This window comes from Sinorhizobium sp. (assembly GCF_059070375.1).
The window spans coordinates 513136-526369 of sequence record NZ_JCACWC010000003.1; the positions used below are offsets into that span (position 1 = coordinate 513136).

Sequence of the window (13234 nt, forward strand, 5' to 3'; positions counted from 1 at the left end):
GCGGAAGTGCCTTTCCAGCCCAAGGACTTGGTCTGCCTGGATTCCTGTGACAAGCACAGGAATGAGGAAAGCAAACAAGTGGCGGCGCGGGGGACAGTCTTATTTGCTCATAAGCGGCCTTTCGTGGCCTAAGCGGGTGTGAAATTCACGCTGGCCGGGAGCGATCGGCGCCCAGACCATGCGGCAGATCGTGCGTCGTATTGCCATTCTGCAGCCGGCAGATGGACGGCGTTTCGGACGGAGGCACTGTGAGGCACTGGATCATATCATCGCTCTTGGCGGCCGGGCTTTCCTTGGCCTCGTGGAACGTGCTCGCGCAGGAACAGGCGGCGCCGCTGTCGGCCAGCCTTGCAGCGCAAAGCGTCGAGACCGGGGAGGACGGCAAGGAGACCTTTTCGTCGGCCGATGCGGCTGCTCCGGGTGATCTCCTGCAATATACGGGACGTTACAGCAACGTGTCGAAGGAACCGCTTTCCGGCTTGATCATCAATGGGCCGATCCCGGCCAACACCTCGTTCATCGATGCGGGTCTGGCGGTTTCGCAGAAGGCCGCCTTCGAGGTGCTGATCGAGGGTGAATCCTGGCAGAGTGTCCCGGCTTATAAGACGGTCGTTCTGGCAGACGGGACGAAGAGCCGCGTCGTCGCCGAGGCATCGGATTACCGCCAGATCCGCTGGCGGCTTGCGGAAGCTCTCGCGCCGGGCGCAACCCTGGTCACCGTCTACCGCGTGCAGGTCGGGCAGTAGCAAAGAAGGCTGAGCGGCATCGGGTCTGCCTGTGCCGCTGCACGGATCATGACGGGTGGCTGAACCGGGCGACCCGCGCATCCTTCGTCAGGTTGCGAAAATTGGTGCCGCTCATATGCACGAGCGTCCTGTGGTCGCCGCCCTCGAAATAGACGTCGTTTGCCCTGTCGAGGCTCTCGTCGAGAATGACCGGCACGCCATAGGCTTCGCCGATGGGCGGGACGGCTCCGGTCTCGCAATCGTTGAAGAGCTCGCTGACCTCCTCCTCCGAGGCGAGGCCGAGACGGCGGTTCATGACGTCCTGCAGCGTGGAGAGCTCGACCCGATGCGTGGCCGGAACGACGGCGAGCGCGTAGCCCATCTCGTGGTGAACGACCACGGATTTGGCGAGCCTGTTGCCCGGCACATGGGCGGCTTCGGCAGTCTGACTGGTGGTTGCGGTACGGTGATGCGCGAGGGTGTCGTAGGTGATCCCTTCGCTGTCGATATAGTCCTGAAGTCTCCTGGCGATCGTCATCGTAGGCGCCTCTCCTATCCTGCTGCAGTCTCCCCAAGCCGTTCAGACTCAAGAGAAAAATGCAGCGCTTCAAAGTGCTACAGCAGCTTTCGGGCGTCCGGCGGGACGCGGGGCACTGTAGTGACGCGGAAGATGACATTCTCCTCTCATCATCGGAGGAGTCAACGGCGAACGGCCGGGTCGGCTACCACACGTAGGGCACGAGCCGGTAGCGCACGCGTTCCGCATAGGCATCGTAGCCGGCCAGCCCGGTACGCAGCGCCCTTTCCTCTATGCCGATCCGGATCGCGAGCAATACCGCCAGTCCGAGTGCCACGAGCAGCCCCCACCAGGAGCCCAGGAACAAAGAGGTTGCGGCGACGAAGAGAAGACTGCCCGTATAGAAGGGATGACGGACGTAACGATAGGGTCCCGTGGTGATCACGCTTTGCGCACGCTCGGTCTGCACCTTGACGACCGGCGATGCGAAGCTGTTTTCGCGCAATGTCCGATAGCTGAATCCGATGGAGAGGACGAGGAGCAGCGCACCCAGAGCCTGCACCCAGACCGGCATGGAAGACCATTTGAATCTCGCTGCATCGAGCGCCATGAAGGCGAAGCCGGCGACAAGGAACAGGAGGATCACCGAAAGGAGCACTTTGTCGGCCAGGGGCTGGCCTTCCTGGATTGGGGCAGCCAGCCTTTCCTTGAGCAGCGCGGGATCGTGCCGGGCAAGGAGCAGCCCGACGAGGAACGAAAGCGCAAGCATGAGGAACAGGTAGCTCCACGCCGCGGGCCAGGCGAGCGTTCCGGCGGAAAGAAAGAGGACGGCTCCGATGAACCCGAACCAGACGATCGTCTGTACGGTCAGCCTAACAAGCATGAGCAAGCTCCTGCATAGTTTGTGCGATGAAGGGCGCTTTAGAGCGATGGACTCCTGGAGATAGTGTTCCGGCCAGCGCTCGCAACTCTCATCTCAGGCGGGTGAAGTGGGATTGAACGGGGCGCGCGCGACGTTCCATCGGGCGCTCGCCAGCGTTCACACACTTGTGCTTCGCGCGGAACTTAAAGCCGCATAACGGATTCCCATATTAGATCCGCTGCACCTTCACTTGGGCCTCGACCGGTTCAGGATCAAGGCATGCGGCAATGCGAAGCACTACAGCCCCTTGCACGTCGAACAGGACGTGCGGTGCTGGAGCAGCACTCGCCGTCCGCAAAGGAGGGACGCGATGTATCGCTATATGATGAAGGAACTGATGCTCATCATCGCCGGCCTGACGGTCTGTGCGGTGCTGTTCCTGCTCGTCCTGTCGCAGGGAGCGGCCGCATCGTTTTGAGCGCGGTTCAGCTCTTCCCGAGAATCTCAATCGTCCTCTTGTCCCGGACGCCGTCGAAGTAAAGGTCGAGCGCCCGGGTGAAGGCGTCGACATCAGGCGCCGCCGCTTCGAAGAGCGTCATCGATGAGCAAAACTTCAGATCGTCCGGCCGGCCGAAGATCTCAAGAGCGGTGCGCCCCCTGACCCCATTGACCGCTTCCGTGCATTCGAGAATACGTCGGCCGAGAAGCGGATGTCCGACATAGGCGCGCGCCTCGCCGAGGCCCGACAGCGCATAAAATCGGGCCGTCGGCGAATGGCCGAGGCCCGCGATCTGCGGAAAGATGAACCACATCCAGTGGGTCCGCTTGGCCCCGGCACGAAGCTCCGCAAGAGCAGCCGGATAGGTGCTTTCCTGCGCCGCGACGAAGCGTTCGAGATCGAATGCCTCCCTCGTCATCACCCTCTCACCGGTTCATCCATCACCAGCGCTGATGAACATGAACCTTGACGAGCCGCTCGTAAAGCGCCTCGATTGCCGCGAGCGTCGCGCCGTCGATCGGCGCAAGGGCGCTGGCGGCGGCGTTCGACTGCGCCTGCGCGGCATTGCGGGCTCCGGGGATAACGACGGAAACGGCGTCCTGCGCGAGGATCCAGCGCAAGGCGAATTGCGCCATCGGCACATTGGCGGGCACCAGCGTACGAAGCTCGTCGACCGCCTGCAGCGCCACGTCGAAGGGCACGCCGGCAAAGGTCTCCCCGACGTCGAAGGCTTCGCCGTCACGATTGAAGTTGCGGTGGTCGTCTGGAGCAAAGACCGTATCTTTGCCGATCTTGCCCGAAAGCAAGCCGGACGCCAGCGGCACGCGCACGATGACGCCGACATTCTTTTTTTTCGCCTCGGCGAAGAATAGGTCCTGTGGCCGCTGGCGAAAGATGTTGTAGATGATCTGGACCGTGGCGATTCCCGGATATTCGATAGCCTTCAGGGCCTCTTCGACTTTCTCGACCGAGACTCCGTAATGGCGGATCTTGCCCTTGGTCACCAGCCCATCGAGCGCGCCGAAGACCTCGGGCCGGTAGTAGACCTCCGGCGGTGGGCAGTGGAGCTGGACGAGATCGAGCGTTTCGACGCCGAGATTTGCGAGGCTGCGGTCGATGAAGGCCTCGATATTGCCGCCTGTATAGCCCTCCACCACGTGCGGATTGAGCCGGCGCCCCGCCTTCGTGGCGACGAATGGTTTCTCCCCGCCCCGTTCCCGCAGCACCGCGGCGATGATTTTTTCGGAACGCCCGTCGCCATAGACGTCCGCCGTGTCGATGAAGGTGACGCCGCTGTCGAGGGCGGCATTGAGCGCGCGCTTGCCATCATCCTCGCTGACGTCGCCCCAGGAGCCGCCGATTTGCCAGGCGCCGAAACCGATCTCCGAAATCGTGGCGCCCGTTCGGCCCAAGATCCTTGTTTTCATCGAATGTATCCTCTCCATCTTGCTGCCGGAACTTCAGCTCCGGGTGGTTGGCATAACTATGACGAGAGTGGCGCAGATGAAGGCTCAGTCGCAGAGTGTCACGAGCGCCTTGCCGCGACTGAGATCGCTCACCAGAGCGAGCACGTCGTCTAATGCGTCTTGCCGTATCTCGACCGACAGCACCGCACCGGTGCCGGTGAAACTCTCGGAGGCGATCGACACGCCGCGCGCTGCCAGCCGTGCCTTGATGAGCGCGAGATCGGCGAAGTCGCAGGCGACCTCGGCGCGCTGACGCTCGATCAGCTCGATCTTCTCCGCCGCCCGCAGGCAGAGCGCCGCCGTGCCACCATAGGCACGGACCAGTCCGCCGCTGCCGAGCAGAATGCCGCCGAACCAGCGCGTCACGACGACGGCGACGCGATCCAGCGACTGACCGTCGATCGCCGCAAGGATCGGCTTGCCCGCCGTCCCGCTCGGCTCGCCGTCGTCGCTGAAGCGATAGCTCTGGCCGACGCGCCAGGCCCAGCAATTGTGATTGGCCGCAGTGTCCGAGTGGGCGGCAATGAAGGTCTTGGCCGACGGTTCGTCCTCGATCGGCCCGGCAATCGCGAGGAAGCGGCTCTTCTTGATTTCCTGTGTCGAGGTCTCGATGCGTTCGAGCGTGAACATCCGCTTTGTCCCGATTCTTCCAGCGGTCATAGCGGACGGATGGCGCACCGTCACCGTCAAGGTCACCCCTCCCCAACCCCTCTCCACAAGGGGGAGGGGCTGGGGAGGGGCAAATCGGAGCGTTCAGCCGATCGCCATCAGGCTGGCATTGCCGCCGGCTGCCGCCGTGTTGATCGAGGCGGAAACCTCTTCCACGAGCCAGTTCAGGCAATAGGCGTCCGGGTTGCGGGCTATTTCCTCGCTCGATGCGGCCTGGACGAGCAGGAGCGGGCCGGGCAGGGCGGCGATGGCCTTGTTGACGGCGCGGACGCGCTCGGCGTCACCTTCGACCAGCGCACCGGCGAAGGGGCCGTCGGCGGCCCAGTCCTTTGACCAGGAGACGCGCAGGCCAACCGTTTGCGGCACGTTCTTCAGCGAAGCCTGCAGACCGGAGGCGGCATCGATCGCGACGCTGTTGCCGGTCGCGAGCGCAGCGGCGAGCTGGTGGTAAAGCCCGCACTCCGTCGCCGGCACGAGGAGGATGCGGCCGCGCGCATGGAGGGTATAGAGGTTGCGTTCGCCTACTGGGCCGGGCAGTTCCAGGTCCAGGCCAAGGGCCGAGCTGCTGCCGGCGTTGCGGGCCGCTTCGGCCTCCGCGCGCGCGCCTTTGCCGTCGAGCCACTTGGCGAAGTCGAGAAGGACCGGATCCGTGTGCACCGAGCTGTGCTGCGGCGGAACCGGTGGGGTGGTAACCAGGCGGCCGAGATAAAGCGGACCGCCGGCCTTGGGACCGGTACCGGAAAGACCGCGCCCGCCGAAGGGCTGAACGCCCACCACCGCGCCGATGATGTTGCGGTTGATGTAGAGGTTGCCGGCCTTGATACGGCTCGTCACATGCGCGATCGTCTCGTCGAGGCGCGTGTGGAGCCCGAAGGTGAGGCCATAGCCGGTGGCGTTGATGTCGTCCACCAGCCGGTCGAGATCGTCGCGCCGGTAGCGGATGACGTGCAGCACCGGCCCGAAGACCTCGCGTTGAAGGTCGGAAAGCTTCTCGAGTTCGATGATCGTCGGCGGCACGAAGGTGCCCACTCCGGTCTTCGAGGCAAGCCCGATCTGCTCGACCTTGCGGCTGAGCCCGCGCATCCGCTCTATGTGCTTCTCGATGTTGTCCTTCGCCTCTGACGTGATGACCGGCCCGACATCCACGGAAAGACGATCGGTGCGGCCGATATGCAATTCGTGCAGCGCGCCCTTCAGCATCGTCAGGATGCGGTCGGCCACATCCTCCTGCAGGCACAGCACACGCAGCGCCGAGCAGCGCTGGCCGGCACTGTCGAAGGCGGATGTGATCACGTCGCCGACCACCTGCTCGGCAAGCGCCGAGGAGTCGACGATCATCGCATTCTGGCCTCCGGTTTCGGCGATCAGCGGGATCGGCCGGCCGGCAGGCGAAAGGCGGTCGGCAAGCTGTGCCTGGATCAGACGCGCGACTTCCGTCGACCCGGTGAACATCACACCCGCAGTCTCGGCTGCGGCGACCAGCGCCGCACCCACGCGTCCGTCGCCCGGAAGAAGCTGCAGCGCGCTTGCCGGGATGCCGGCCTCATGCAGGATGCGCACACCCTCGGCGGCGATCAGCGGCGTCTCTTCCGCGGGTTTGGCGAGCACGGGATTGCCGGCCACGAGTGCGGCGGCGATCTGCCCGGTGAAGATCGCCAGCGGGAAGTTCCACGGGCTGATGCAGACGATCGGCCCGAGCGGCCCGTGGCCGGGGCCGAGCGTGCGCCGCGTCTGTTCGGCATAGTAGCGCAGGAAATCGATCGCCTCGCGCACCTCGGCAATGGCGTTCAGCGCCGATTTGCCTGCCTCGCGGATGATCAGCCCGAGAAGCGTGGGCATGCGGGCCTGCATCAGCTCGGCGGCGCGGTCGAGGCAGGCGGCCCGTTCGGACGGCGGGACGGCCGCCCAATCCGGCGCCGCTTCGGCGGCAAGGCGCACGGCGCGCCGTGAGTCCTCTTCCGAGGTCTCGGTCACCGAGCCTACGACGTCGCGATGATCTCCAGGATTTAGAACCGCTCGCGTCTCGCCGGCAGCGGGACCGGTTGCCAGCCGCGGCACGGCGCTCCACGTCATGGCCGCGCTTTGCCTCAGCGCTTCCGTAAGCGACGCAAGCGTTTCCTCGTTGGAAAGGTCGAGCCCGGCGGAATTGGTCCGCGCATCGCCGAAGAGCTCGGCGGGCAAGGCGATCCTGTCGTGCTTGGCGCCGACGACCGGCATGGCGCGGACGACTTCGACGGGATCGGCGATCAGTTCGTCGATCGAAACCTTCGGGTCGTTGATGCGATGCACGAAGGAGGAGTTGGCGCCGTTTTCGAGCAGGCGCCGGACCAGATAGGCAAGCAGCGTCTCATGGGTGCCGACAGGCGCATAGATGCGGCAGGGACGATCGAGCTTGCCGCGGCCGACGACCTCTTCGTAAAGAGGCTCACCCATGCCGTGCAGGCACTGGAATTCGTATTTGCCCACCTGAAAGTCCCTGCCTGCCATGTGATAGATGGCGGCGAGCGTCTGGGCATTGTGTGTCGCGAATTGCGGGAAGACCACATCGGTCGCGGCAAGCAGCTTGGCTGCGCAGGCGATATAGGAGACGTCGGTGTGGATCTTGCGCGTGAAGACCGGGAAATCCGCGAGCCCGTCGAGCTGCGCCCGCTTGATCTCGGCATCCCAATAGGCGCCCTTCACGAGCCGCACCATGATGCGCCGCCCGGAGCGCCGGGCGAGATCGATGATGAAGTCCAGAACGAAGGGGCAGCGCTTGCCGTAGGCCTGGACGACGAAGCCCATGCCGTTCCAGCCGGAGAGCTCGCCGTCGAGGCAGAGCTCCTCGAGGAGATCGAGCGACAGTTCCAGCCGGTCGGCTTCCTCGGCGTCGATGTTGAGGCCGATATCGTAATTCCTGGCGAGGAGTGCGAGCGCCTTGACCTTCGGCAGCAGTTCGCCCATCACGCGCGCGGCCTGCGCGCGGCTATAGCGGGGATGCAGCGCCGAGAGCTTGATCGAGATGCCGGGGCCTTCATAGATGCCGCGGCCGGCGGAGGCTTTGCCGATCGCGTGAATGGCGCTCTCGTAATCCCTGTAATACCGTTCCGCGTCGGCGGCCGTGGTCGCGGCCTCGCCGAGCATGTCGTAGGAGTAGCGGAAGCCCTTTTCCTCGAGTTCCTTCGAACGCTTCAGCGCTTCCTGGATCGTCTCGCCGGTAACGAACTGTTCGCCCATCATCCGCATGGCCATGTCGACGCCGCGCCGGATCACCGGCTCGCCGCAACGCGAGATGAGACGTGTGAGCGCCGCCGACAAGCTGCGGTCGTTGACCGTCGAGGTCAGCTTGCCGGTTACGACGAGGCCCCAGGTCGCGGCATTGACGAAGAGCGAACGGCTGCCGCCGAGATGCGATTTCCAGTTGCCGTCGGCGATCTTGTCGCGGATCAGCGCGTCACGCGTCGCCGTGTCGGGAATGCGCAGCAGCGCTTCCGCAAGGCACATGAGTGCCACGCCTTCCTGGCTGGAAAGCGAATATTCCTGCACCAGGCCTTCGACGCCGGAGCCGCTGTGCTTGCCGCGCAGCGCCTCGATCAGCTTGCGGGCTGTTCGTGCGGCCGCATCCCGTGTTTCCTTCGATTGCGTGGCCGCTTCGAGAAGCGGCGGCAGGCATTCCGTTTCCGGGCGGCGGTACGCGGCCGTGATCGCCTGGCGCAGTGTGCTCTGTGGCCGGACCGGCGGTGCGAAGTCGGCGAACGGCGCCGGGGCGACCTCGACGGGGGTTTTTTGAAGCGGGCTCGGGCTCATTGAACGCTGTCCTCCACGGAACGGTAGCGGGCGCTATCGACGCCCTGATGTCGTGGCAGAAAATACGCGTGCCATCGGCGAACATCCATCCGGCAAATTAGCATTATGGCCGAATGTTTCTCCACGACAGGCAAGACAAAGGGAGAACTATACGGAGTGCAGGCGAATGTTCCGGACGAAAGTCAGCATGCAGCCCCGAAAAGTTGCTCCCGCGCCATCAGGCACTCGTCATCCCCCGGCATGCAGGTGCGACAGACGATGGGGCGTATATCGTAGACCTTGCAGGCGACGGAACGGCCGAGCTTGCCCTCGAGCGCCGTGCAGCGGCCGCTCTCGCAACGCATGCCGCCGAGATCCGCAGCCACATAGTTTGCTGGTATGCGCTCGAGCTCTTCCTCCGTCTCGAGCGAAAAACGCGGCCAGTCGGCCGAATAGGCGCAGCAGGCGCCGCAGCTCTGGCAGTCGAAATTCTGATTGGCGGGAACGGAATGGCTCATGGCATCAGCCTATCACGAAGCGGGTGGCGCCGGAATGCCTGCCGCTCGCGCCGGAAGGTCACGCCCCCACCGCGTCGCGCCTTGCTATCTCGTAGTCTTCCGTATGCACGAGCACGCCGTCGCCGGTCACCAGCGCTATGCCGTAGGCCGCCGGCTCGTCCACCGAAAGAGATGCGTCCGCCGTGTCGAAGGGCATCGGCTGCTGGTGCACGGGGCTTTTGAAGATCGAGAAGGGAATGCCGCGACTGGAGCCGCTGATGGTGCGGTGAACATGACCGGCGAAGATATGACGAACATTGCCGTGCCGCTTCACCAGGGCGTAGAAGTCGTCTTCGTTGATGAGGCGGATCATGTCCATACCGGCAAAGCCGCTGACATGCGGCGGGTGGTGCATGAAGACGAGCGCCGGCCGGCCGCCGGTCTCTTCGAGTTGCCGGCCGAGCCAGGCAAGCCGCCTGTCGCATAGGTGACCGGCGTGACTCACCGGATAGTCGTAGGGCGGTGCAAACAGCGTATCGAGCAGGATCGCGCGGCAATCGGGGAAATCGAGCACCTGCTGGACGAAGCCGTTCGCGTCGGTGGCCGTTTCGGCGAAGACGTCGAGAAACACTTCGCGCCGGTCGTGATTGCCGATCATGAGCGCCGCCGGTGGGGTGAGTTCGCCGAGAAGGGCCTTCAGCCGCTCGTAGGAAGCGCGGTCCGCCCGATGCGTCAGATCGCCGGCGAAGATCACCCGGTCGGCATCCGCATGATAGCGGTTGACGTGGGCGATGCCGTTTGCGAGCCGCCGATACGGGTCCAGCCCGATGATCGTCTCGCCTTCGGGCACCATGTGGAGGTCGGAGAAAATGATGAGCTTCGTCATGTGCGTCCCGCGTTGATGTCTCACGGGTCACGCTCCTGCGCCTGCTCGCAGGCGTCAAGCGGCATTTTCGGGCGGGTCGGACCTATGCGGAAGACCGGACTGCCGCCCCCATCACTGCAACCGGTCCGCGGTTGCCTGCGCGAAGCGCCGGACGGTCAGCAAATCGCCGGAGGACTTACCGGCCATGCCGCGCTCGGCGAGGAGATGGGCATAGCTTGCCATTGCCAGAGCGTGGCCGTTCGCGGCGGCTTCGGCGAGAATTCGTGCCGACTGCAGCTTCTGTCCAGCCCTGTCGAGAACGCGTGCGAGCTGGAACTGCGTCCGGGCGCCGCCGTTCTGATTATAGGCCTCGCGGCAGGCGGAAAGCGCCACTCCGATGCGGATGTTCTGCGTCGCAACGGCCGGGAAAGCCCTGTTGCGTTCGAGATCGAATTCGCTACCGGCCTCGCGGTCGCATTGCTCGGCGGCGGTGAGATCGCTTGCACGCGCCGCGGACGGCATGGTCGCGAAGAGGGGCAGGAGCACGGCCGTCGCGAGCAGATGATGCAGGCCGGTACGAAGGCTCGATTCAACGTATTTCGTCATGGTGCGCTCCCTCTTGCCCGTACATTCTAGGGTCGCTCCGACCCGGTATCTGTTCCGCGGGAAACAGCGGCGAAGGCGATGAAACGGTGAGTTCAGGCAGACCCCAAGATGCGCCTTGCATCGGGCACGCCTCGGTCTATCCTCGTCAGGAGCCGGAGGCCGAACAGGGAGCGCTGCGAAAACCAGCGGAGAAGCCGATGCGGCAGTTCGACGTGAGGAGACGGATCTTTCTTGGCGGGGTGTTGCTTGCCGCCGTATCGGGCGGCCGTTCGATGGTAGCAGCTCCGGTCGTGGGCAAGGCCGCAAAGATCCGCGGCAACGTCCGCCGTCGGCAGGGCGGGGACGAGGAACGGCTGGCGATCGGCGGTGCGGTTCTCGACAAGGATTATGTCCTGACGAGCAGCAACAGCTTCGCCGATCTCGCCCTCAGCGAAACGCGTATCCTGCTGGGGCCGCAAACGGAACTCCTGATCGACAGCTACATCGCCGGCCAGGGCGGGACGCTGGAGTTGGGACTGGGCCGGATGGTCTTCGACCGGCCCGAAGGCTTGCCCAAGACGGACGTCGCGGTGCGCACCGCCTTCGGCATGATCGGCGTTCGCGGAACGAAATTCTTCTGCGGCCCGAGCCGAGCGGCGTTCGCGGTCTTCGTTGAACATGGCGTGGTGTCCGTTCAGGGCGGCGGCGTTACACGGACAGTTGCGGCCGGCCAGGGCGTCGATATCAGCCGCCCGGGCGCCGCTCCCAGCGAACCGACGCGCTGGGGAGAGGTGCGGATTCGTCAGGCCTATGCGAGCGTCGGGTTGAGGTAGGGGCGATGGCCGGCATCCCGCGCTGCGGTGGCTGTCCTCATTCCGCTCGAAGGTGCTTGTTCAGCTCATTGCTCGCTACCGTAAACAGCTCCATCGACCCGAAGCCTCTGATATCGTGGCGTCCAAGGGATCTGAGCGCCGCTTTCGACTGCGCAGCCGCCGCCGGGCCGATGCAGATGGCGGTGCCGAGAAACTTGTTCGCCTCCTGAAGGCGAGCGGCGAGGTTCACCGCATCTCCATGGGCGGTGTAGTCGAGCTTCCCTCCGGCGCCCACCTCTCCCAGTACCGCCGGCCCGGTTTCGATGCCGATGCGCGTCCTGCCGAAACCGTGTTCGGCAAATTGCGCACGTCTGCGCATCTCCTCGGTCAGTACATGGATCGCCGCGGCGCAGCCGATCGCCTTGTCTACATGGTCGGGCAGGTCCTCTGGCGCGTTGAAGAGAGCGTGGACGGCATCCCCGACGACCTTGTCGACCATGCCGCCATGCCCGGCGACAAGCGCGTTCACCTCGGCGAAATAGACGTCGAGCAGGGCCACGAGTTCGCGGGGAGCAAGCTTTTGCGAAAGTGTCGAGAAACCCTCGATATCGGTGAAAAGCGCCGTCACCGGGCGTTCCTCGCCGGCCATGCGCCCGCGATCGGGCTCGTCTATGTAGCGCGCCACCACGGACTGCGGCAGATATTGCGAGAATTTCCGCCGGGCGATCGCCTCTGCGCGCCGCGTGCGCGCAAACTGCAATGCGCTGGTGACGACGAGCACCGCAACCAGTGCCAATGATGTGCCGACCGCGTCGAAGAGCCAACCGGTGGAGGCATAGATCGCACCGGCAAAGGCGATGACGGCGAGCACCGTCGCAGCGCCCAGCATAAGGGATGCCATCGGGCGAAGCCTGGTTGCTGCATATGCTGCGGCGACTCCCGCTGCGAAGGCGAAGACCGCCTCGATCAATGGCAGATTGCTGCCGCGGTAGGGCACGAACCCCGTCATGATCGCATTGGCAACATCAGCGTGGATCTGAACCGACGGCTGGAGCGGCATGGAGGCGGTGGGCCGAAGGCCGCCAAGGCTCGGCATGCTGCTGCCGATCAAGACGAGCCTTCCCGCCAAACGACCTTTCTCCAAGCGACCGGCGAGGATTTCGGCCGCAGAGACCGTGCGGGCGGCGATCGCCTCCTCGGAACTTGCAGGGAAGCGCAGGTTGCCGTTCTCGTCGAGGGGGATGATCGCGTGATCGAGCCTCAGCCAGGCGGGTTCTCCGCCGAGAACGGGCGTACTGCTGTCGGCGGCAAGCCGCCCCGCTTCGATGCCGAGCGCCGGGTAGGCATCGTTGCCAAGTATGGCGAAAGCCTGAACGCGCCGGACTCGCGCGTCTTCGTCGCCGACGAGAAAAGCCGCCGTCGCAGCCCTCGCCCGGTCCATGAAGGCCGGGCAAGAGGTCTCTGCCCCTTCGATAAACCACTGCGCGGGGACGGCCAGCTGGCGCCGGAGGGCCAGAGGCGGCACTGGGCGCGGCCGTTCGAGAAAGCGATCGGCCGCCAGGAAGCCGAGGGCCGCGGGTGCCCTGCCGATCGCCGCGGCGAGCGCGGCGTTTGCGGGCGAAGCCGGGTCGCAGGCGGAACTGAAAACGAAATCGACGGCGATCGTCTTCGGCCCGGCCGCGGCCAGGCGTGTAATCAGATCGGCGGTTGCGGCCCTGTCCCAGCTGCCGCCACGCGCTTCATAGGCCTTGCGGTCGACGTCGACGACGATGATGTCGGGCGACCTCGGCGAGGGGACCCATTGGGTGAGATTATCGAAAAAGAGCTCACGCTGGGTGTCGAGGATGGTTCCGGCAGAGAGATAGAGCAGCAGCGCCGCGGCAAGGCTGGCGATGATCCCTCCGGAAAGCGGGGTTATGCGGTGATGCATCCTCGGCCTTACGCTCAACCGCTCCAAGTTTTTGAAACCGCC

General features: G+C 64.8%; 12 protein-coding genes. 2 read left to right on the forward strand and 10 right to left on the reverse strand.

Annotated elements, in window-relative coordinates:
* Nucleotides 1-248: 248 nt before the first annotated feature.
* Nucleotides 249-746 (forward strand): hypothetical protein, encoded by a 498-nt coding sequence (locus AC5J09_RS14475; protein WP_338277899.1) that lies wholly within the window; start codon nt 249-251, stop codon nt 744-746.
* A 46-nt stretch (nt 747-792) separates the two neighbouring features.
* On the opposite strand, the gene AC5J09_RS14480 is transcribed toward AC5J09_RS14475, so the two are convergent.
* The 9 genes from AC5J09_RS14480 to AC5J09_RS14520 all read right to left on the reverse strand — a co-directional run bounded on the left by AC5J09_RS14480 (nt 793) and on the right by AC5J09_RS14520 (nt 10471).
* Nucleotides 793-1263, reverse strand: coding sequence for an aminoacyl-tRNA deacylase (locus tag AC5J09_RS14480; RefSeq protein WP_018094065.1), 471 nt, complete (start codon nt 1261-1263; stop codon nt 793-795).
* 184 nt (nt 1264-1447) lie between these two features.
* Entirely contained in the window at nt 1448-2125 is a 678-nt protein-coding gene (locus AC5J09_RS14485) for a methyltransferase family protein (RefSeq protein ID WP_494297877.1), read from the reverse strand.
* 464 nt (nt 2126-2589) lie between these two features.
* Nucleotides 2590-3021, reverse strand: coding sequence for a DUF1810 domain-containing protein (locus tag AC5J09_RS14490; protein WP_324762822.1), 432 nt, complete (start codon nt 3019-3021; stop codon nt 2590-2592).
* 22 nt (nt 3022-3043) lie between these two features.
* The gene (locus AC5J09_RS14495; protein WP_494297878.1) at nt 3044-4030 is read right to left on the reverse strand and encodes an aldo/keto reductase; all 987 of its coding nucleotides are present in this window, start codon (nt 4028-4030) and stop codon (nt 3044-3046) included.
* Nucleotides 4031-4114: 84 nt separating this feature from the next.
* The gene (locus AC5J09_RS14500) at nt 4115-4699 is read right to left on the reverse strand and encodes an IMPACT family protein (protein WP_494297879.1); all 585 of its coding nucleotides are present in this window, start codon (nt 4697-4699) and stop codon (nt 4115-4117) included.
* A gap of 123 nt (nt 4700-4822) precedes the next feature.
* Nucleotides 4823-8524, reverse strand: coding sequence for a trifunctional transcriptional regulator/proline dehydrogenase/L-glutamate gamma-semialdehyde dehydrogenase (gene putA, locus AC5J09_RS14505; RefSeq protein ID WP_494297880.1), 3702 nt, complete (start codon nt 8522-8524; stop codon nt 4823-4825).
* A gap of 182 nt (nt 8525-8706) precedes the next feature.
* Entirely contained in the window at nt 8707-9021 is a 315-nt protein-coding gene (locus AC5J09_RS14510; RefSeq protein ID WP_100669707.1) for a YkgJ family cysteine cluster protein, read from the reverse strand.
* Nucleotides 9022-9079: 58 nt separating this feature from the next.
* Entirely contained in the window at nt 9080-9886 is an 807-nt protein-coding gene (gene spdA / locus AC5J09_RS14515; RefSeq protein WP_338277916.1) for a 2', 3'cyclic nucleotide phosphodiesterase SpdA, read from the reverse strand.
* Between the two features lie 111 nt (nt 9887-9997).
* The gene (locus AC5J09_RS14520; protein WP_379941536.1) at nt 9998-10471 is read right to left on the reverse strand and encodes a sel1 repeat family protein; all 474 of its coding nucleotides are present in this window, start codon (nt 10469-10471) and stop codon (nt 9998-10000) included.
* Between the two features lie 197 nt (nt 10472-10668).
* On the opposite strand from AC5J09_RS14520, the gene AC5J09_RS14525 reads away from it, so the two are divergent.
* Complete coding sequence (locus tag AC5J09_RS14525) at nt 10669-11283, forward strand: FecR domain-containing protein (RefSeq protein ID WP_494297881.1); 615 nt, start codon at nt 10669-10671, stop codon at nt 11281-11283.
* Nucleotides 11284-11320: 37 nt separating this feature from the next.
* On the opposite strand, the gene cyaD1 is transcribed toward AC5J09_RS14525, so the two are convergent.
* The gene (cyaD1, locus tag AC5J09_RS14530) at nt 11321-13192 is read right to left on the reverse strand and encodes an adenylate cyclase CyaD1 (protein WP_494297882.1); all 1872 of its coding nucleotides are present in this window, start codon (nt 13190-13192) and stop codon (nt 11321-11323) included.
* Nucleotides 13193-13234 lie beyond the last annotated feature (42 nt).

What these genes read in the sequence shown, in the direction of transcription:
- AC5J09_RS14485 (WP_494297877.1), bottom strand. Translation starts at nt 2,125, where the DNA reads ATGCTTGTTAGGCTGACCGTACAGACGATCGTCTGGTTCGGGTTCATC.
- AC5J09_RS14510 (WP_100669707.1), bottom strand. Translation starts at nt 9,021, where the DNA reads ATGAGCCATTCCGTTCCCGCCAATCAGAATTTCGACTGCCAGAGCTGC.
- AC5J09_RS14525 (WP_494297881.1), top strand. Translation starts at nt 10,669, where the DNA reads ATGCGGCAGTTCGACGTGAGGAGACGGATCTTTCTTGGCGGGGTGTTG.
- AC5J09_RS14495 (WP_494297878.1), bottom strand. Translation starts at nt 4,030, where the DNA reads ATGAAAACAAGGATCTTGGGCCGAACGGGCGCCACGATTTCGGAGATC.
- AC5J09_RS14500 (WP_494297879.1), bottom strand. Translation starts at nt 4,699, where the DNA reads ATGTTCACGCTCGAACGCATCGAGACCTCGACACAGGAAATCAAGAAG.
- AC5J09_RS14520 (WP_379941536.1), bottom strand. Translation starts at nt 10,471, where the DNA reads ATGACGAAATACGTTGAATCGAGCCTTCGTACCGGCCTGCATCATCTG.
- putA (WP_494297880.1), bottom strand. Translation starts at nt 8,524, where the DNA reads ATGAGCCCGAGCCCGCTTCAAAAAACCCCCGTCGAGGTCGCCCCGGCG.
- cyaD1 (WP_494297882.1), bottom strand. Translation starts at nt 13,192, where the DNA reads ATGCATCACCGCATAACCCCGCTTTCCGGAGGGATCATCGCCAGCCTT.
- AC5J09_RS14480 (WP_018094065.1), bottom strand. Translation starts at nt 1,263, where the DNA reads ATGACGATCGCCAGGAGACTTCAGGACTATATCGACAGCGAAGGGATC.
- AC5J09_RS14490 (WP_324762822.1), bottom strand. Translation starts at nt 3,021, where the DNA reads ATGACGAGGGAGGCATTCGATCTCGAACGCTTCGTCGCGGCGCAGGAA.
- spdA (WP_338277916.1), bottom strand. Translation starts at nt 9,886, where the DNA reads ATGACGAAGCTCATCATTTTCTCCGACCTCCACATGGTGCCCGAAGGC.